13 protein-coding genes and 1 tRNA gene are annotated in these 17049 nt (G+C 65.0%); 7 read left to right on the forward strand and 7 right to left on the reverse strand.

Annotated elements, in window-relative coordinates; translation table 11 throughout:
• Positions 1 to 71: 71 nt before the first annotated feature.
• Positions 72 to 7067: an apolipoprotein acyltransferase gene (locus tag JJT62_RS08890; RefSeq protein WP_202072352.1), complete on the reverse strand. Its 6996-nt coding sequence runs from the start codon at positions 7065 to 7067 to the stop codon at positions 72 to 74.
• Positions 7068 to 7347: 280 nt separating this feature from the next.
• On the opposite strand from JJT62_RS08890, the gene JJT62_RS08895 reads away from it, so the two are divergent.
• Complete coding sequence (locus tag JJT62_RS08895) at positions 7348 to 7749, forward strand: Hpt domain-containing protein (protein WP_246744787.1); 402 nt, start codon at positions 7348 to 7350, stop codon at positions 7747 to 7749.
• A gap of 76 nt (positions 7750 to 7825) precedes the next feature.
• On the opposite strand, the gene JJT62_RS08900 is transcribed toward JJT62_RS08895, so the two are convergent.
• Complete coding sequence (locus tag JJT62_RS08900) at positions 7826 to 8422, reverse strand: hypothetical protein (RefSeq protein WP_246744788.1); 597 nt, start codon at positions 8420 to 8422, stop codon at positions 7826 to 7828.
• A 121-nt stretch (positions 8423 to 8543) separates the two neighbouring features.
• On the opposite strand from JJT62_RS08900, the gene JJT62_RS08905 reads away from it, so the two are divergent.
• From JJT62_RS08905 to arsA, 6 genes are all read left to right on the forward strand, one after another.
• Positions 8544 to 8885, forward strand: coding sequence for a hypothetical protein (locus JJT62_RS08905; RefSeq protein WP_202072354.1), 342 nt, complete (start codon positions 8544 to 8546; stop codon positions 8883 to 8885).
• Positions 8886 to 8990: 105 nt separating this feature from the next.
• A complete protein-coding gene (locus tag JJT62_RS08910; RefSeq protein WP_202072355.1) occupies positions 8991 to 9305 on the forward strand; it encodes a helix-turn-helix transcriptional regulator in 315 nt (104 codons plus the stop codon).
• A 13-nt stretch (positions 9306 to 9318) separates the two neighbouring features.
• On the forward strand, positions 9319 to 9825 hold the full coding sequence (locus JJT62_RS08915) for an ArsI/CadI family heavy metal resistance metalloenzyme (protein WP_202072356.1): 507 nt from the start codon (positions 9319 to 9321) through the stop codon (positions 9823 to 9825).
• Positions 9826 to 9827: 2 nt separating this feature from the next.
• Positions 9828 to 10250 carry an arsenate reductase (glutaredoxin) gene (arsC, locus tag JJT62_RS08920; protein WP_202072357.1) on the forward strand — a complete coding sequence of 141 codons (423 nt, stop codon included), beginning with the start codon at positions 9828 to 9830 and terminating at the stop codon, positions 10248 to 10250.
• A gap of 10 nt (positions 10251 to 10260) precedes the next feature.
• The gene (arsD, locus tag JJT62_RS08925; RefSeq protein ID WP_202072358.1) at positions 10261 to 10620 is read left to right on the forward strand and encodes an arsenite efflux transporter metallochaperone ArsD; all 360 of its coding nucleotides are present in this window, start codon (positions 10261 to 10263) and stop codon (positions 10618 to 10620) included.
• Between the two features lie 9 nt (positions 10621 to 10629).
• Positions 10630 to 12390, forward strand: coding sequence for an arsenical pump-driving ATPase (gene arsA / locus JJT62_RS08930; protein ID WP_202072359.1), 1761 nt, complete (start codon positions 10630 to 10632; stop codon positions 12388 to 12390).
• A 116-nt stretch (positions 12391 to 12506) separates the two neighbouring features.
• Here the strand turns inward: arsA and JJT62_RS08935 are convergent.
• The 5 genes from JJT62_RS08935 to amoC all read right to left on the reverse strand — a co-directional run bounded on the left by JJT62_RS08935 (position 12507) and on the right by amoC (position 16805).
• Positions 12507 to 12580, reverse strand: a tRNA-Gln gene (locus JJT62_RS08935).
• 176 nt (positions 12581 to 12756) lie between these two features.
• Positions 12757 to 13452: a hypothetical protein gene (locus JJT62_RS08940; RefSeq protein WP_202072360.1), complete on the reverse strand. Its 696-nt coding sequence runs from the start codon at positions 13450 to 13452 to the stop codon at positions 12757 to 12759.
• Between the two features lie 241 nt (positions 13453 to 13693).
• Positions 13694 to 14980 (reverse strand): bacterial ammonia monooxygenase, subunit AmoB, encoded by a 1287-nt coding sequence (gene amoB, locus JJT62_RS08945; protein WP_202072361.1) that lies wholly within the window; start codon positions 14978 to 14980, stop codon positions 13694 to 13696.
• A 69-nt stretch (positions 14981 to 15049) separates the two neighbouring features.
• On the reverse strand, positions 15050 to 15820 hold the full coding sequence (gene amoA / locus JJT62_RS08950) for a bacterial ammonia monooxygenase, subunit AmoA (protein ID WP_202072362.1): 771 nt from the start codon (positions 15818 to 15820) through the stop codon (positions 15050 to 15052).
• A gap of 214 nt (positions 15821 to 16034) precedes the next feature.
• Complete coding sequence (gene amoC / locus JJT62_RS08955) at positions 16035 to 16805, reverse strand: bacterial ammonia monooxygenase, subunit AmoC (protein WP_202072363.1); 771 nt, start codon at positions 16803 to 16805, stop codon at positions 16035 to 16037.
• Between the last annotated feature and the right edge of the window lie 244 nt (positions 16806 to 17049).

Genomic DNA, 17049 nt, shown 5'->3' on the forward strand with positions numbered 1-17049 from the left:
CGGGCGTTTGTCGACAACCGAGCCGGCCGCTTGGAAACGCTGGCGCGGGCTGTTCCCCGCGCCGCGCCGTTTTAATCGAAGCGCCCGGCGGCGTGGCCCAGCATGGTGTAGACCTTGCCGGCGTCGCCGGTCAGCAGATCGAGCGCCTTGGCGCCTTCGCGGTCGCCGCGGCTCGTCTCCACCAGAAGCTCCTCGAAGTGGCGGACATAATGATCCACCGTCGCGCGGAACTCCGGATCGACGCTGTAGCGGCGACGGATTTCCTCGAAGGTCTGATGGCCCTGCGCGGTGTAGAGCCGCCGCCCGAACAGGCCGCCCTTCTCGCCGCGCTGATAGCGCCGCCACAGCTCCGCGACCGCTGCGCTGTCGACCATGCGCGCGATGTCGAGCGTGAGGCTGTCGAGCGCGCCGCCGTTCTGCTGGCGCGTCGGCCGTAGAGAAGCCGTCTGGGCGGGGGCGGCGGGCTTTTGCGGCGCTTCCTCGCGCGATGCGCGGGCGAGGAGGTCCGTCAACCAGCCGCCTTGCCCGTCGCGCGCCGGTTGGGCGGTGCGGGGAGCCGGGGCGGGGGCGGGCGCCGCCGCGAGCCGCGGCTTCGGCGCTTCGGCCTGTTGCGCCGGCTCGAATGTCCGTCGACCGGCGGGGGGCGCCTGCTCGGCGACGTCATAGACGCGGCCCGAACGCGCGACGATGTCCGTCAATTCGTTCAGCGCCTTCACCTGATCGCCGACGACGCGGCGGAGCGCGGCGGCCTGCTCGGCGGTCTCGCGCGGCAGCTCGGTGGCGCCGCGCCGCACTTCCTCGCGCGTCTCCTCCAGCTCGCGATGAATTTCGCGCGACAAGTTGCGGATGTCGTTGGCCGTCGACTGGAAGCGCGCATTCGCTTCGGAGAACAGGCGGTTGATCTCCTCATTGGCGTTGCCGAAGGCGGCGCGTAGCGCCTGTTCGGTCTCCGTGCGCTGGTTTTCCGCGGTGGAGCGCAGATTGGCGAAGCGCGTCTCGACGAGATTGGCCGTCTCATTGGTCGCGGCGGACAAAGCGCCGCCGATCTCCTGCGAGCGGTTTTCGATCGCCTCGAAGGTCTGCTCCATCTTCTGCGCGAAGGTCGCCATCACATTCTCGACCTCGCTTCGCTTCTGCTCGACGAGGGACATGACGCTCTCCAGCGACCGCTGACGCGCGTCGAAGGCGGTGTCGAGCGCCTGCTGGGTCCGCGCGAGCCGCTCAGTGCTCTGCGCCAGCGCCTGCTCGCGTTCGCCCAAAGCGTCGACGAGATCGCTTGCATTGTTGACGGTCCCCCCCGCCACGTCGCCCATCCGCCGAACCTGGTCGGATACGGCTTCGACGGCTTGCTGGAATTCGCCGACCCGGGCGCCGAGTTCGCGCTCGAGAGCGACGAGATTGCCGCCCGTCTTGTCGATGATGGCGTGCAGCGACGTGTTGGTCTGGCCGAGCTTGTCGAGCAAGGTCGGCAGCTCGGCGCGGATCTTCTCGTTCATTGCGACGAGGGCGCCGATCGAGCTCTCCGCGCCGGCGTCGAGCGCCGCCGTCAGCGAGGACGTCGATTGGTCGATCGCCTGGGTCAGCTCCTCGCGCTTGTCGCCGAGGTGGCGCACGATGGCGGCGCCGCGCGTCTCGATCGTCTTGGCGACCAATTCGCCGACGCTCGCCAGCTCCTGCGTCACCGCGCCGCCACGTTCGCCGAAGGTGGTCTCGATCTGCGCCATGCGCGTGTCGAGCGCGGTCTGAATCTGCGTGAGCCGCTCATCGAGGGCGCCGCTGATTTCGCCGACCCGCTCTGCGAGCGCCTGGCCGAGGTCGCCGGTGCGCGCATGCATCGTCGTGTCGAGCTCGCGGCGCGCTTCGGCCAGCGTGTGGTTGATGTCCTGCAGACGCGACGTGACCGACTCGATGACTTCGCGGCCGCGATCGTCTATTTCGGACGAGACGGCGCCGAGACGCGCGACGACATTCTTCTCGAAGAGTTCGATGCGGCCGTCGAGCGTGTTGGCCAGATCCTTGGCGCGGCCGTCGAGCGTCTCGTTGATCTCGGACGCCTTGGCGGACAGCGTCTGCGCCATCTCGCTGGAGCGGGCGACGAGCGTCGAATCGACGTCCTTGATCTTCTCGTCGAGCGTCCTGACGACCTCGCGGCCGCCTTCGCCCATCACGCGGGCGATCTCGAGCGCATGATTGGCGAGGGATTCCTGCAGCTTTTGGCCGCCGACGCCCAGGCCCGCGTCCATATGCTTGACGAGTTCCTCGATGCGCTGCGCGGCCTCGCGGGTGCGCGCGTCGCTGACGGTCTCGAAGGCTTCGATCTTGCTCGACATCGTCGCGGCGATGTTCTCGGCGCGCGCGCCGAGCTTCTCGACGAGCTGCTCGCCTTTCTCGCCGAGCGCATTGTCGATGGCGTCGAGCTTGGAGGTGACCTCGTCGGCGAGCTTGCCGACCTGCTCGCTGAGCCGCGAGAAGGCCGTGACCGTGGTCGAGTCCAATTCGCTGAGCAGCTTGCCGCCGCGCACCGAAATGGCGTCGTCGATCGTCTCCAGGCGCGTGTCGATCTCCGTCGCGAAGTGGCGGGAGTTGTCGCCGATGCGCGCCGAGAACTGGTCGATCTGCTCGGCGATCCGGTCGGCAAAAGCGCCGCCCTGGGCGTTGACCGTCTGGTCGAGCTCGCCGAGCTTGGCGTCGATCTGCTGCGCGAGCTGCTGCGAGGTCTCGCCGATGCGGGCCGTCATCTCGTTGGACCGCGCGGCGATCTGCTCGACGAGCGCGGCGCCGCGCAAGGAGACGGCGTCGTCGAGGGCGCTCAGCCGCGCGTCGATCTCCGCCGCGAAATGGCGCGAATTATCGCCGATCCGGGAGGTGAACGCATCGGTCTGCGCCGTGAGGCGATCGACCAGCGCGCCGCCCTGCGTGGCGATCGTCTGGTCGATGGCGTTGAGGCGATCGTCCACACTCGCGACGAAGCGTTCGGTCTGCGCGCCGATGCGCGCGTCGGCGTCTTCAGCGCGCGCCGCGAGATGTTCGACCAACTCGCCGCCGCGCGCGCCGATGACTTCCTCGATGGTCGTCAGCCGCGCCGCGACGTCCTGGCTCAACTTTGCGGCATGATCGGCGACGCGATCGGCGAGGACGCCGCCGTCGCGCAGCAAAGCGCTCTCGAACTGACCGAGCTGCTCGCCGAGCGTCGCGGCGATTTGTTCGCTATGCGAGGCAAGCGCGCCGACGACTTCCTGGCCCTGCGAGAGGACGGAGTTTTCGAAGGCCACGAGGCGTTCGGCGAGCGTTTCGTTGAGGCGCTCGCCCTGCACGGCGATCGCAAGAACCGCGTCGCTCGCGGTCGTCGTGAAGCGTTCCTGTATGGCGTCGGTATTTTCAGCGAGAACCGTCGCCGCTTCCTGGACGCTACGCTGCAAATTATCGCGCAAGGCCGCGCCATGGGCCTCGAACGCCTCGACGGCGCGCTCCCGCGTTTCGTCCATGCTTCGCGCCAGGAACTCGCCGGCGTTTTCCAAAGCGCTCATCCGCTCCATGAGCAATTCGTCGACGCGCTTGGCATGTTCGGCCACCAGCGTGGAGACGCTGTCGCTATGGCGCTTCACAGTGTCTTCAAAAGCGCCGACCCCTGACGTGAGCGTGCCGGAAATACGGGCGCTTTCCTCTTCGAGGCGTTTGGCGGTTTCGGCGTTTGCCTGCTGCACGGCGGTCTCGAAGGCCTGCAACTGCGCGGCGAGATTATCGCCGGTCGCCGCGGTTTGATCGAGCACGCGGCGGGCGATCTCGTCCTGGCGCAAGAATGTGTCGTCGAAGGCGGCGAGCCCCTGTGCGAAGGCCGAGCTGACCTCCTCGCTCTTCGAAGCGACGCGCGCGGCGGCCTCGCCGCTCAAGCGGGTCACGGCTTCCGCGAAGGCGGCGAGGCCTTCGGTGATGGCGGCGGCGGCCTGGCCGCCATGCTGCGCGACGCTGGCGGTCACATTCTCGCTCTGGCGCAGTATCGCGTCCTCCAGAGACGCCAGGCCGACCGACAGATTGTTCAGCGCGCGGTCGCCATGTTCCGAGACGCGCGCCGCAGCTTCTTCGCTCCGACGGACGAAGGTCTCTTCGAAGGCGGCGATCTGCCGTCCGAGCTCGCTCGTTGCAAGGTCGCCATGCGAGGATACGAGAGAGGCCAGTTGCTCGCTGCTGCGGGCGACCGTCTCCTCCAGCGCGGCGATCTGGCGGTTGAGCTCCGACGACGCCTTCTCGCCATGCGCGGCGGCGAGCGCCGTGGCCTCTTCGCGACTGCGCTCGACCGTTTCCTGGAAAGCGGCGATCTGGCGGGTAAGCTCTTCATTGGCGCTGTCGCCATGCAGCGCGACGAGAGCGGAAATATCCTGCGTGCGGCGCGCGACGCTTTCCTCGAAAGCGGCGAGGCGATCGACGAGAATTGTCGTGGCGCGCTCGCCATGTTCGGCGACGCGGGCGGCGACATCCGCGCCATGATGGGCGACGGCGGCCTCGAAGGCGGCGATCTGCTCGGCGACCTCGGAGGAGGCGCGGCCGCCCTGTTCCGCAAGACGCGCGGCGATCGCTTCGCTACGCTGGAGCACGGCGTCCTCGAAAGCGGCGAGTCCGACCGACAGATTGCCGAGCGCGCGATCGCCATGCTCCGTGACGCGGGCGGCGACCGTCTCGGTCTGAGCCGCCACCGCTTCCTGGAAAGCGGCAAGCCTTTCGGCCAGCGCCGCCGTCGAGCGCTCGCCATGTTGCGAAACGCGCGAGGTCAGCTCCTCGCCATGCAGCTCGACCGCGGTCTCGAAGTTTGCGAGCTGCTCGGCGATCGTCGCCGCGGCGCGCGCGCCATTCTCGGAGAGGCGCGTGGCGGCCTCGTCGCTGCGCTCGGCGACGGCGGCCTCGAAGGCCGCAAGGCGATCCGACAAAGTCGTGGTCGCATATTCGGCGCGTTCGGCGACGCGGGCCGCCATGTCTTCCGCGCCCCGGGCAATGGCGCCCTGGAATTCGTCGAGCTGCGCCGTCAGCGCGCTCGCAGCGCGGTCGCCATGTTCGGCGATATGGGACGCAAGCTCGTCGCCGCGCGTGGCGAAGACCTCTTCGAACGCCGCGAGCCGCTCGGAAAGCGCAGCGGCGTTTTGCTCCGTGCGCTCGGCGATGCGGGCGGTCATTTCGTCGCCCTGGCGCGTGAAGGTCTCCTCGAAAACCGTGAGGCCTTCGTTCAAGGCCGCGCTGACGCGGTCGCCATGCTCGGCGACGCGCATTGCGGCGTCGGCGCTGTTTTTCACAACGGCGTCTTCGAAAGCCGCCAGCCGCTCGGCGAGCGTCGTTTCGAGCTGGCCGCCGCGTTCGGAGACGCGATCGATCATCTTCTCGCCGCGGTCGAGCACCATGCGCTCGAAATTTTCGAGCCGCTCGGCGAGCGTCTCGTTCACACGGTCGCTGTGGGCGCCGAGCGCGGAAACCGCGTCGCCCGCGACGCCGATGAAGCGCTGCTGCAGCGTTTCGGCCTGTTCCGTGAGCGTGGCCGCGGTATCGCTGAGGCTCTGGGTCAGCGAGTCGTAGAGCGCCTTGCCACGCTCCTCGAAGGTCTCGTGGGCCCTGGCGTTGGTTTCCTCCAGCAGGGCGACCAGACGGGTTTCGGCGCCTTCGAAAGTGGATCTCGCTTCGTCGACCTGTTGCGAGACGTTGGAGGTGAGACGCTCAGTGGTCTCCGCCAGCGATTTGTCGAGCGCGCCGCCCTGAACGCGGATCGTTTCCTCTATGGCCGAACCGCTCTCGGCGAGACGAATCGCCAGCCGGTCGCCCTGATCGCCGATCGACTCGGCGAAATGCACGCCCAGCTCCTCGAAACGCTCCAGAAGCGCCGCGCTGCGCGCGCCGAAATCGATCGCCAGCGCGTCGCCCGTCGTTTGCAGCCTGACGCCGACGTCTTCCACGCCTTCGGTGAAGCGCCGGGTCACCTCGTCGCTAGCGCCTGCGATCTTGAGAGCGACGACGTCGCCGGTTTGGGTCAGGACGCCGACGACCCTATCGCCATGGGAGGCGAGAGTCGCTTCGAAATTGTCGCCCGCATTCTCGAGCGCGAGTTTGATTTCCTCGCCCTTCGAACCGAGCGAGGAGGTAACGCGCGCGCCGGCGTCGCTCACTGCCTCGGCGAGATGCGCCGATGTCGCGGCGAGTTCCTGCGAAAGCGCATCGCGCGCGCCGAAAAGGGCGGTGCGGGCGTTGTCGGCGTTGACGACGATGGCTTCGCGCTCGCGCGTCAATTCGTCGATGAGCTGGCGGAGGCGGCGCTCGTTTTCGGTGTAGGAGCGTTCGAGATTGGTGACCTCGGTGCGCACGATCACTTCGAGTTCGCCGGCGCGCGCCAGAGCGCGCTCGATGCCGTCGCCCATGGACGCCGCCTCGCGACGGATCGCTTGCGAGAGCGACACGACTTGTTCGGTGGCGATGGTCTCGGGCTCGATCAGGCGGATCGCGACTTCCGTCATGGAATTGGCGATCAGCCGCATTTCATGGGCGCGGCGCGCCATGAGCCCGGTGATGAAGAGGAAGATCGTCGGCCCGAGAAGCGCGGCGATGGTGAGAAGCGGCTTGGGCGCGAAGAACGAGCCGTCGGCGTCGAGTATCTCGCCGCGATGGAAATAGACATAAAGAGTCCAGCAAACCGCCCACAGCGCGATCGACATGAAGGTCATCGCCAGAATGCCGCGGTTCGGCTGAATCTGCAGCGCAGCACGTAACTCGCCCACTGTGCGGCGGTCGTCATTGGCCGGCGCGATGGCGGGCGCAACGGGCGAGGGCTTGGGCGGCTCGCTGCGCTCGGGCTTGCGCGCCGACATGGCCAGGGCGATGTCGGCGGCGCTGGCGGTCGCGGGCCGGTAATCGCTCGTGGCCGATTCCGTCCTCGCGTCGATCTTGGCCGTTTCGATCCTGGGCGTTTCAATCTTGGGCGCCGCCGTCTTGGGCGCAGCGCTTTCCGCGGCCGGGGGCGCGCCCAGGTCGAGCGCCTCCTCGATCGCGGAAAGAGCGGCGGCGGCCGCATCCTGAATCTTGCCCGATTTCGACATCGTCCGTCTCTCCGAGCAGCCACCGAGGCGGCCGCCCCCTGCCACGCCCGATCGCTCGGGCGCCAAAAAGAATTAACCAAACATTACAGCCCATCACCAGCAATTGAAACACGGCCTGCAGGCGTAATCCGAAACTTCGTTAACGCCGGTTTCAGAACTGCTGGCCAATCTTCTTTGCCGGACCCTTGGGAAGCGATCTTCGGTCTCGACGGATTCGCCTTAAAAGTGCGGCTTTTCAGCGGCTGGAAAGCATAAGCGAGCAAAAGCGGAGCCCATGCGAATGCCCAAGTCTGCGGCCATTAACCATGTGGGCAATCGCCAAGAGGGCGATGACGCGGCGCCGGCGCTCGATCTCGGCCATCTTTCCCGCCAGACGCTCGGAGATCAAGCGCTCGAAACCGAACTGCTTAAGCTTTTCGATAGCCAAAACGCGCAATTCGCGGCCCGCCTGCGCGCGCCGCGCCAGCCGGGCGACATGCGCGCGCGGGCCGATCTGGCCCATACTTTGAAGGGCTCCGCGCGCGCCGTCGGCGCTTTTGCGCTGGGGGAGGCGGCGCAGGCCTATGAAGAGGCGCTGCGTCGCGGCGATGTTAGAAGCGCGGCGCTATGCGAAAGGCTCGTGGCCGAGATCGAACGCGCGCATCGGGAGATTGGGGCTTTGCTCGATAACGCCGAACGCTAATACTTGGCCAGACAGTATTCGAAACCGAAATCGCCGCGTGATGCTTCCACGCGCCAAAGTGTCATCGAAGCCGCGTTCAGTCCCGGATATTCGTCTGGATCGAAAAAATGTCGTAAGGCGGGGCGTTTTCGCCATTGGCGTAGCCGAGCGGCGGCGAGGACGTTCCGTCCGGCGCGAGCTGGCGGCGACTGAGCCTGCCGATCTCGCCGCCATAGACGTGGATCGCGATCGAGAGCTGATCGTCGAGGGCGTTGGACAGACGTGAGACGTCGCCGCCTTTCGATCCGAGCGTTTCCGCCGAGCCCGCCCGCAGCAGCCGGCCGCCGCGGTCGATCGCCCCCGTGAGCACGCCCATGATCTCCCAGGCGGCGGGTTGCGCGATCGAGAGGGCCGCGCCGCCCGCCAGGACCGTGCTCACGACGCAAAAGCGCTCCATGGCGTCGCTGTAGAGCTGAAATTGGCGCGCCGCGCCTGGGGGCGCTGCGGAAAAGGCCGCGGGCAAGGCGTCCGCTTCGCAGATGAGGCGCGCCATCAGATCACGGCCGATGAGGAGAATCTCACGCTCGCTGTCGGCAAGCTCGACCATGGACTGAATGTCCCAAATGAAACGCTTCAGCGCCGCCGGGATCGGGCCCCGTTCGTCCGTTGTCGAAATCTGTTCGGCGGCGCTCATTGCTGTCCCGGCGTTGATTTTTCGCCCGGTCGAAAAGCAAGCATCGCGCCAAGCTGCGTCCTCAGGCCGGCGGCACGAGAATTGATGGGCGCTCAAAACGTGCGGACGGAGCGTAGCGACATTGAAGAAACACTACATTCCCGAGCTCAGCGAGGTCCGCATGGTGCGCCGCGCGCCCGAGCGTCCCTTCGCCCTGAGCGGCGAAGACGCCCGTTACATCGAGGCCTGCCTGCGGGACGTCGAGGCGTCGTTCGGCCTGGAGGCGTTTCCGGGCGTTCCGTTCACGAGAATACCGGGGCGGGCTTTGATCGGCCGTTTCATCGATTGGTGGCGCGCCCTGGCGCCCGCGGATGAGCGCCAACGCGACGCCCATGCGCGCCTGCCCGCAGCGATCCGCTTGCTGGACACCGTCTCGTCGCTGATGGAGGAGAGAGCGCAGCGCGAGAGGACGAGTTCATCATGAAGACTGCCGCGCGTGCGCGAGGATCGCGTGAGAGATGCGACACTCATGCCTGATCGCGACTAGCCGGGGCCTTGCCAGGGGCAATATTTCCACTATATTCGAAATATGGAAAAGAAAGAGGCCATAACCGCCTTTGTCGCGCTCGGCCATGAGACGCGTCTCGATATTTTTAGACTGCTGGTCCAGGCCGGACCCAAAGGGCTTCCCGCGGGGCAAATCGGCGAACGGCTGGGGCTTCCGCCGGCAACGCTGTCTTTTCACCTCAACCAGCTCAAACACGCGAACCTCGTGACCTTCCGTCGCGAAAGCCGGTCGCTGATCTACTCGGCGGCCTATCCGGTCATGAACGCCTTGCTCGCCTATATGACCGAGAATTGCTGCCAAGGCGACGCCGATGGATGCTGCTCTTCAACCTGCTAACTAAAGGAACGCCATGAAACGCTTGCACGTGCATGTCTCCGTTGACGACCTTGCGGCGTCCATCCGCTTTTACAGCGCGCTTTTCGGCTCCGAGCCGACAGTCGCGAAACCTGACTACGCCAAATGGATGATTGATGATCCGCGCGTAAACTTTGCGATTTCGGCGCGCGGCGGAAAGGTGGGCGTCGATCATCTCGGGATTCAGGTCGAGACGCCTGAAGAGTTGAAGGAAGTCTATGGCCGCCTGCAACGGGCCGAGCGGCCTGTGCTGGAAGAGAACACGACAACCTGCTGCTATGCCGAGTCCGAAAAAGCGTGGACCTCGGACCCGCAAGGGCTTTTGTGGGAGTCGTTTCTGACCACCGGCGAAAGCACAGTCTTTGGCGATGATACGAGGCTCGCGGGATTTCGCACCAGCGGCGGGAAGGCGGCGCCTTCGCCCTGCTGCGGCTCGAAACCTGCGCCTGTCGTTGAAGCCGCTTGTTGCTCTGGCGCGGCGCGCCACGATGCGGAGGCGTGAAGGTGTCGGTCACGATCTATCATAACCCCGCCTGCGGCACGTCGCGCAACACGCTGGCGATGATCCGCCAAAGCGGCGAGGAGCCAATCGTCATCGAATATCTGAAAGACCCGCCGACGCGCGCGCAGCTCGTCGAGTTGCTCAAAGCCATGGGCATTTCCGCGCGCGAGCTGCTGCGGCAGAAGGGAACGCCTTATGAGGCGCTCGGCCTTGCCGATCCCAAATGGACGGAAGACGAGCTGATCGGCTTCATGCTCGAACACCCGATCCTCATCAATCGGCCGATCGTCGTGACGCCGAAGGGCGCGCGCCTCTGCCGCCCCTCCGAGGCGGTGCTCGATATTTTGCCCAATCCGGACATTGGCGAATTCACCAAGGAAGATGGCGAAGTCGTCATCGGCAAGACTGTTCAACCTCAATCCTGAAAGGACTTCCATGACAACCATTCACGTTTTCGATCCCGCCCTTTGTTGCAGCACCGGCGTTTGCGGCGTCGAAGCCGATCAGGCGCTTATCACTTTCGCAGCGGATGTCGATTGGGCGAAAAAGAACGGCGCGCAAATCGAGCGCTTCAATCTCGCCCAGCAACCCATGGCTTTTGCCGACAACGCCACGGTGAAAGGCTTTCTTGAGCGCTCGGGGCAGGAGGCGCTGCCGCTGATACTCGTCAACGGCGATATTGCGCTTGCCGGACGCTATCCCAGTCGCGCCGAGCTGGCGCGCTGGGCGGGCGTCAAGGAAGCCGCCGAAACCGCACAGGGCTCGTGCTGTGGTGGCAAGACCTCCTGCTGCTGAGATGACGCAATGAAATTCCTCGACAGCGCGCCGCGTTTCCTCTTCTTCACCGGCAAGGGTGGGGTCGGCAAAACCTCGCTGGCCTGCGCCACGGCGATCCGGCTCGCCGAAGCGGGACGCCGGGTGCTGTTGGTCAGCACCGATCCGGCCTCGAATGTCGGCCAGGTTTTCGGGGTTTCTATCGGAAACAAAATCACCCCGATCAGCGACGTTCCCCGGCTGTTTGCCCTTGAGATCGACCCGGAGGCGGCGGCGCAAGCCTATCGCGACCGCATCGTCGGCCCGGTACGCGGCAAACTGCCGGAGACCGTGGTCAAAGGCATTGAGGAACAGCTTTCGGGAGCCTGCACGACGGAAATCGCCGCCTTCGACGAATTCACGGCGCTGCTGACTGATTCCGAGATCGCCTCGGCTTATGATCACGTTGTTTTCGATACCGCGCCAACCGGCCACACCATCCGCCTGCTGCAACTGCCCGTCGCCTGGTCCGGCTTCCTTGAGGCGGGAAAAGGCGACGCCTCGTGCCTCGGGCCGCTGGCAGGACTCGAAAAACAGCGCGCGCAATACAATGCCGCCGTGCAGGCGCTCGCGGACGGGCGACGCAGCCGTCTTATCCTCGTTGCCCGCGCCCAGAATTCAGCGCTACGCGAAGCGGCGCGCACGCATGGCGAGCTGGCGGCCATCGGCCTCACCCAGCAATTCCTGATCATCAATGGGCTGTTGCCCGACGCGGAAGCGGCGCTCGATCCGCTCGCCAAGGCGATTTATAGACGTGAGCAAGCGGCCTTGGCCGCGATGCCGGACGAACTGCGCGCCTTGTCCCGCGATGATGTGCCGTTGAAGCCGTTCAACCTCGTCGGCCTCGCTGCCCTGCGCCAGCTCCTTGTTGAAACCGCGCCTCAGCCGGACGCGGCGGTGGGGGAGCCGGTCGAGCTCCGTGCGCCAAGCCTTTCCGATCTCATCGATGACATTGCCGCCGAAGGCCATGGGCTGGTCATGCTGATGGGGAAGGGCGGCGTCGGCAAGACCGCACTGGCGGCGGCGGTCGCCGTCGAGCTGGCGCGGCGCGGGCTGCCGGTTCACCTCACAACCTCCGATCCTGCCGCACATCTCACCGAGACGCTGCGCGGCTCCATGGCGCATCTGACAGTCAGCCGTATCGATCCACACGGCGAAACGGAGCGCTATCGGCAGGAAGTGTTGCGGACGAAAGGGGCGCATCTCGACGCCCAAGGGCGCGCGTTGCTCGAGGAGGATTTGCGCTCGCCCTGCACTGAAGAAATCGCGGTCTTTCAGGCCTTCTCGCGCGTCATTCGCGAGGCGGGCGAGAAATTCGTGGTCATGGACACCGCGCCGACCGGCCATACGCTGCTGCTGCTGGATGCAACGGGAGCTTATCACCGCGAGGTCGCACGCATGCTCGACGCCAAAGGCGCGCATTACACGACCCCGATGATGCAGCTTCAGGACCCGAAGCGGACGAAGGTCCTTCTTGTCACTTTGGCGGAGACAACGCCCGTCCTCGAAGCCGCTAACCTGCAAGCTGATCTGCGGCGCGCGGGGATCGAGCCGTGGGCATGGGTCATCAATAACAGCGTGGCGGCGGCGCGCCCGCGCGCGCCCCTCTTACGCAAGCGCGCTCAAAATGAGCTGGCCGAAGTGGAGAAGGTGGCGACGGTCCATGCCCGCCGCTACGCCGCCGTGCCGCTGCTCGAGGAAGAACCCGTCGGCGTCGAACGCCTTCTGAAACTGGCCGACCACGATCCTTGACGCCCATCACCAGCGCCGCGGCCCGGAGCTTGGCGAGGGCGCCATTTGAAAGTTCGAACAGAGAATAAGAATTCCCGACGGTCTTATTGGCAAGGAAGAAAGCGCAAGGAAATCAGTGGCTGGGGGACCTGGATTCGAACCAAGATTAACGGAGTCAGAGTCCGCTGTTCTACCGTTGAACTATCCCCCAACGGTCGGCGTGTCGCCGTGACCGGACGTGATCTAGAGAGAGCGGCGCGCGCTGTCAACAGCTTGTCGCGTGGTCCAGCGAACTTGTCTATTCGAGCGGCGCAGATCGGACGACGCGCGCGCGTATCTCTCGCAAGCCATCACATCCCGTCGCCGTTCGCAGCGGGGGGAGGGGCGCTAGAGGCGGTCGATCGTGTCGAAAATTGCGGCGGCGCGCTGGCGGTCGAACTCCGGCGCCGAGGCTGGCGCGAGCGGATCGCCCCCGGCCAGCCATTCGCGCGCGGCCATCGGGGCGTCGCGAACGATTCGCAAGCCTGCGGCGATCTCATACAGACCCCAGGACATCCCTTCGTAACGAAGCGCATTCATCATCGCGTTCTGCACCAGGCTTCGCACGACGAGATGGGGCTTCGAGAGCGACGCTTCATTGTCTTCGCCGTCGTCGGCGGCGCAGGCGAGCTTGTCGCAGTCGCGCGCGCCGAGACAGGCGAGGCCGCGACAGGCCAGCGGGCGCAGCTTATGGGCGCGGCAGAGGCGGTTTTCGACGAGGGGGCAATGCGAGGGATGGTCTGGGCGTTGCGCCTCGTCATCGCTCTTGGCCGCGCCGCCACGCTCCACGCCGTAAAGGAAATGCGCCAACAGCAATATCTCCGGGGCCGTGGCGACGGCGCGCAGCCGGCTGCAGCCTGAACACTCCCTTTCACAGGCAAGCCCCGCAGCGTGCGGCAGGGCCGGGACCGTCTTGTCGAAACTCTCGAACGCTTGCGCGCAGAGGACGCCGATGAGACCCGCCTGGCCGCGACGGGCTTCGATCGCATCGCGGAAGCGTCGAGAGGCCGCCCTGAAAAAGGCGGCAGGACCATTTTCGCGCATGGCAAAAGTCCTTTCTCGCGATTGCTGAATCAAAGAAGTCGGACTCGGAACAGATACGGCAGTCGGAAACGAACAGAAGCTTAACAGAAACGCGTCTCTCGGGCGAGACCCTTACCGCGGGCGACGTTCGAAGCGCCGCCGCAGGCCATGAAAATAAAAATGCCCGCCAGGAAGACCCGGCGGGCAAGTCGCACCAACACGCGGAGAAGAGGAAGAGTAGCCGCGTGAAGAGCTGTTCAGCTTAGAGCGCAGCGCCAAGCTGGAATTTCGGGATCACCGGACCGCCGATCTCCACCTGCTTACGCTCGCCCGACGGGCTGAAGAGGAAGAGGAGGCCGCCGAACTGGCTGTCCGTGTCGTAGGCCAGATCCGACAGACGCTCGACGTCGAAGCGGGCGTCCTGCACGGTGACGACCACATTCTTGGTCTCGCCGGGCTGGATCGGCGTCGAGTCGTCGAGCGACAGGCCGCGATCCGCCAACAGATAGTCGGGGAAGTCGGGACGGCTGGTGAACACGTCGGGGTTGAGGAAGCGCAGACCCGCCGTGGTGAACTCGCCGATCCGCAGCGGCTCCTTGCCATTGTTGGTGATGCGGAGGTTCACGGTCAGCTCGCGGCCCGGCACCTTGTAGGAGCCGCCCGAATAATGCGCCGTAACGGTGTCCTGTCCGAGGTAGAGCGGCGAGATGCCCGTGAGCAGACCAGCCTGCATCGGCAGCGTGCGCGGGAACTGGCTGTTGGCTTGCGCATAGAAGAAGAGCAGCGCGAGCATCGAGCCGGCGAGCCACAGACCGCCGAAGCGCTTGTCCGCCGTCGTGATGATCTCGTTCTTCTTACCGGCCGCAACCTGCCAACCGCGGACGATGATGCCCTTCTGCATGAACCAGTAGAGGATCCACACAGCCGCAGCGCCCATCCACAGGAAGTGGTAAGCGTACGTCCAGTTGATGCCGTAGGATTCGAGGTCGATCGTCGAGCCGTCGAGGAGCGTCACCGGATTGGTGAAGTCCTTCATGTCGCCCTTGATCTCGATCCACTGGCCGGGGCCGACGATCGGACCGCCGTCCTTCACATTGACCTGGACGTGGACGTGGAAGCGGCCGGGACGGCGCGCCTTCAGGACGATTTTGTAGTCATAGTCCTGACCGACATCCAGCGAGAAGGTGCGCGGCACCGGCACTTCGCCGACGAAGGCGCTCTTGCGGATCAACACCGGGCCGGGTTCGCCGACGTTGAGGAAGGCTTCCTGCGGCTTCGCGACGGCCTGCGGCCAGCCGGAGAAGACGTGGACCTTGCCGGTGAGCTCCATCTCTTCATTGACGTTCAACGTCGTCTTCGACCACTTCACGTCATACCAGTTGAGCGTGCGCATGCGCAGGAAGGCCTGCTGCGAGCGTTCGCCATGCGCCGCGGCCGGCGTCGCGGCGAAGGTCGTGGCGGCGACGATCGCAGCCGCGCCGACGGCGAGCAGACGGCCTGCGCGGCCCGACGCCGTTCTTGCCAGTTTCTGGAAGAAAGATTGTTTCATCTGTATTCGACTCCCTTTGTCGTCTTCTGCGCCGGGGCTCTGCGCCCCGGCCGTTGTTCGGTGTTTCGATTAGATGTCGTCGTTCTCGAGATACTTCGTCGTGGAGAACCAGCCGCCGACCTTCCACCAGAGGAAGTAGACGAGCATGGAGACGAAGCCCGAGAAGAAGGCCGCGACCGGCACGACGTCCTTACCGAAGGTGCGCAGCGTGCCGCGCTCGATCATGCGGATGTATTCCGGCGTGCCCGTGCGGACGTAGTTGAAGCCGATGAGATCCGCGAGCGTCAGCAGAACGCCGTCGACCTCGGTGGCCTGGTGGAACTGCGCCAGAACCGGCCAGTTGCTCGGATAGAACAACAGACCCCAGCCCATCGCGCCGAGCACCGCCGTGACGATCCAGCTCCCCGAGAGCAGCAGGATCACGTCGAGCCAGAAGCCCATCGGGATCAGCGCGGACGGGAAGACGAGATTGATCGGGAAGAAGGTCCAACCCCAGAAGTTGTCGTAGCGGTTGATCCATTCGCCGACGAGCAGCGCAAAGCAGGCGACCGTCGCGCCGAAGGGCAGGCGGAACTTCTGCCAGAAGAAGGACTGCGCGGCGGCGGCGAAGCACATGGCGACAATCGGCGCCACGGTCGGCCACATACGGCGATCCTTGAAGTCGATCCAGAAATCCCAGTCGCCGGCCAGCAGCATGTAGTGGATGTGGAACGAGCCGAGCAGCACCAGGAAAAGGACGAGAAGCAGGATCCAGTCGGTCAGCTTGACGCAGCCGAGGAATTCCTCCTTCGACGCCCAGGCCCGGCCTGCCGCCGGAGCCGTTTCATTCGAAATAGACATATCTTGTCTCTCCTTGATTGTTCCTCCCGGCGATGCCGCCGGGTTTTGTTTTTGCCGAGCGCTTTTCTGCGATCGGGCCGCAGCGCTCTTGGCGTCGGCCGGAAGCGGCCGCTCGCGACATCAGAGGGAGAAATTGTCGAAAGCGGCCGCTTCTTCTTCGGTCTCGCGCGCGCCCTGGGAGCGATGCGCGCGCCACCGAGAGCGACACTCGCGATCAGATCGCGAGCACGTCCTTTTCGTACTCCTTGCTGAGCTCGATCACGCGACCGAGGATCTGCAGCACGGTGCCGAACATGGCGAGGCCGAACCAGCCGAAGAACACGAAGCCCCAATGCAGCGGCGCCGTGAACAGCTCTTCCATGAACCAGAAGGTGTGGCCCCATTCATTCAGGCCGACGTTCGGGAAGATCATGAACGGACCGGCGAAGAACAGCAGGAAGGCCAGCGAGATGCGGTTCGCGAACTGCGGAATGCGCGTGCGGCCGTACATGAAGGCGCCCCAGCCCGCGATGATGTAGATCGGGTAGCTGAGGTAGAACTCCAGGATGTGCGACGGCGTGAAGTCCGTGTCGCGAATGACGGTCTGATGCCAGGTGCCGTCCTGCTCGGTGAAGTAGCTCGCGCCCCAGTAAACCGTGAAGGCGTAGACGAGCAGCCAGCCGATCAGCGTGATGAGGCGACGCATTTCTTCGCGCGGCGCGACAGCGTTGATGTTGCGGTCGCGGGTCTTCCAAAGATAGCCGCCGACCGCACAGAAGGCGATGAACTCGAGCGGCAGCTCGGTCCACATGATGTTGAGCCAGTAGGTCTGAAACTCCGGCGCGAAAGAATCGAGGCCGGCTTTCCAGCCGAAATACTGCTCATAGATTCGGATGCCGACGTAAAAGGTGCCCAGCGCCGCCATGGCGAGATAGGCCGGACGGTAATTGACGATCGAGTCCGTCTGCGCCTTGGCCGCTACCCCTGCTTTTTCTGTTAGTGACATTCCTCTCCTCCAGTTTTCAGTTTGAACTGGGTTCGCGCACCCACGCGAAGCTTTCGCGCCGTTTCTGGGCGAAAGATTCCCGCGAAGTTGCGTGTCCTTTCATGTCTATCAGGCATACTTTCAATGCTTTCTAAGCACTTTAGGCTATGGAGAAAGCATTCCTGACAGGGTCGAAAGCTATCATGGACGGGATGAGCAACGTCAATTGCCCAGTTGATGCCAAAACTGCGTCAATTGAGCGCAT

This window comes from Methylocystis sp. Sn-Cys, assembly GCF_016745395.1.
Classification (GTDB): Bacteria; Pseudomonadota; Alphaproteobacteria; order Rhizobiales; family Beijerinckiaceae; genus Methylocystis; species Methylocystis iwaonis.

Coding starts and splice junctions, on each gene's coding strand:
- JJT62_RS08940 (WP_202072360.1), bottom strand. CDS start 13,452: ATGCGCGAAAATGGTCCTGCCGCCTTTTTCAGGGCGGCCTCTCGACGC.
- amoC (WP_202072363.1), bottom strand. CDS start 16,805: ATGTCACTAACAGAAAAAGCAGGGGTAGCGGCCAAGGCGCAGACGGAC.
- JJT62_RS08910 (WP_202072355.1), top strand. CDS start 8,991: ATGGAAAAGAAAGAGGCCATAACCGCCTTTGTCGCGCTCGGCCATGAG.
- JJT62_RS08900 (WP_246744788.1), bottom strand. CDS start 8,422: ATGAGCGCCGCCGAACAGATTTCGACAACGGACGAACGGGGCCCGATC.
- arsD (WP_202072358.1), top strand. CDS start 10,261: ATGACAACCATTCACGTTTTCGATCCCGCCCTTTGTTGCAGCACCGGC.
- amoA (WP_202072362.1), bottom strand. CDS start 15,820: ATGTCTATTTCGAATGAAACGGCTCCGGCGGCAGGCCGGGCCTGGGCG.
- JJT62_RS08895 (WP_246744787.1), top strand. CDS start 7,348: ATGCCCAAGTCTGCGGCCATTAACCATGTGGGCAATCGCCAAGAGGGC.
- amoB (WP_202072361.1), bottom strand. CDS start 14,980: ATGAAACAATCTTTCTTCCAGAAACTGGCAAGAACGGCGTCGGGCCGC.
- JJT62_RS08890 (WP_202072352.1), bottom strand. CDS start 7,067: ATGTCGAAATCGGGCAAGATTCAGGATGCGGCCGCCGCCGCTCTTTCC.
- JJT62_RS08915 (WP_202072356.1), top strand. CDS start 9,319: ATGAAACGCTTGCACGTGCATGTCTCCGTTGACGACCTTGCGGCGTCC.
- arsA (WP_202072359.1), top strand. CDS start 10,630: ATGAAATTCCTCGACAGCGCGCCGCGTTTCCTCTTCTTCACCGGCAAG.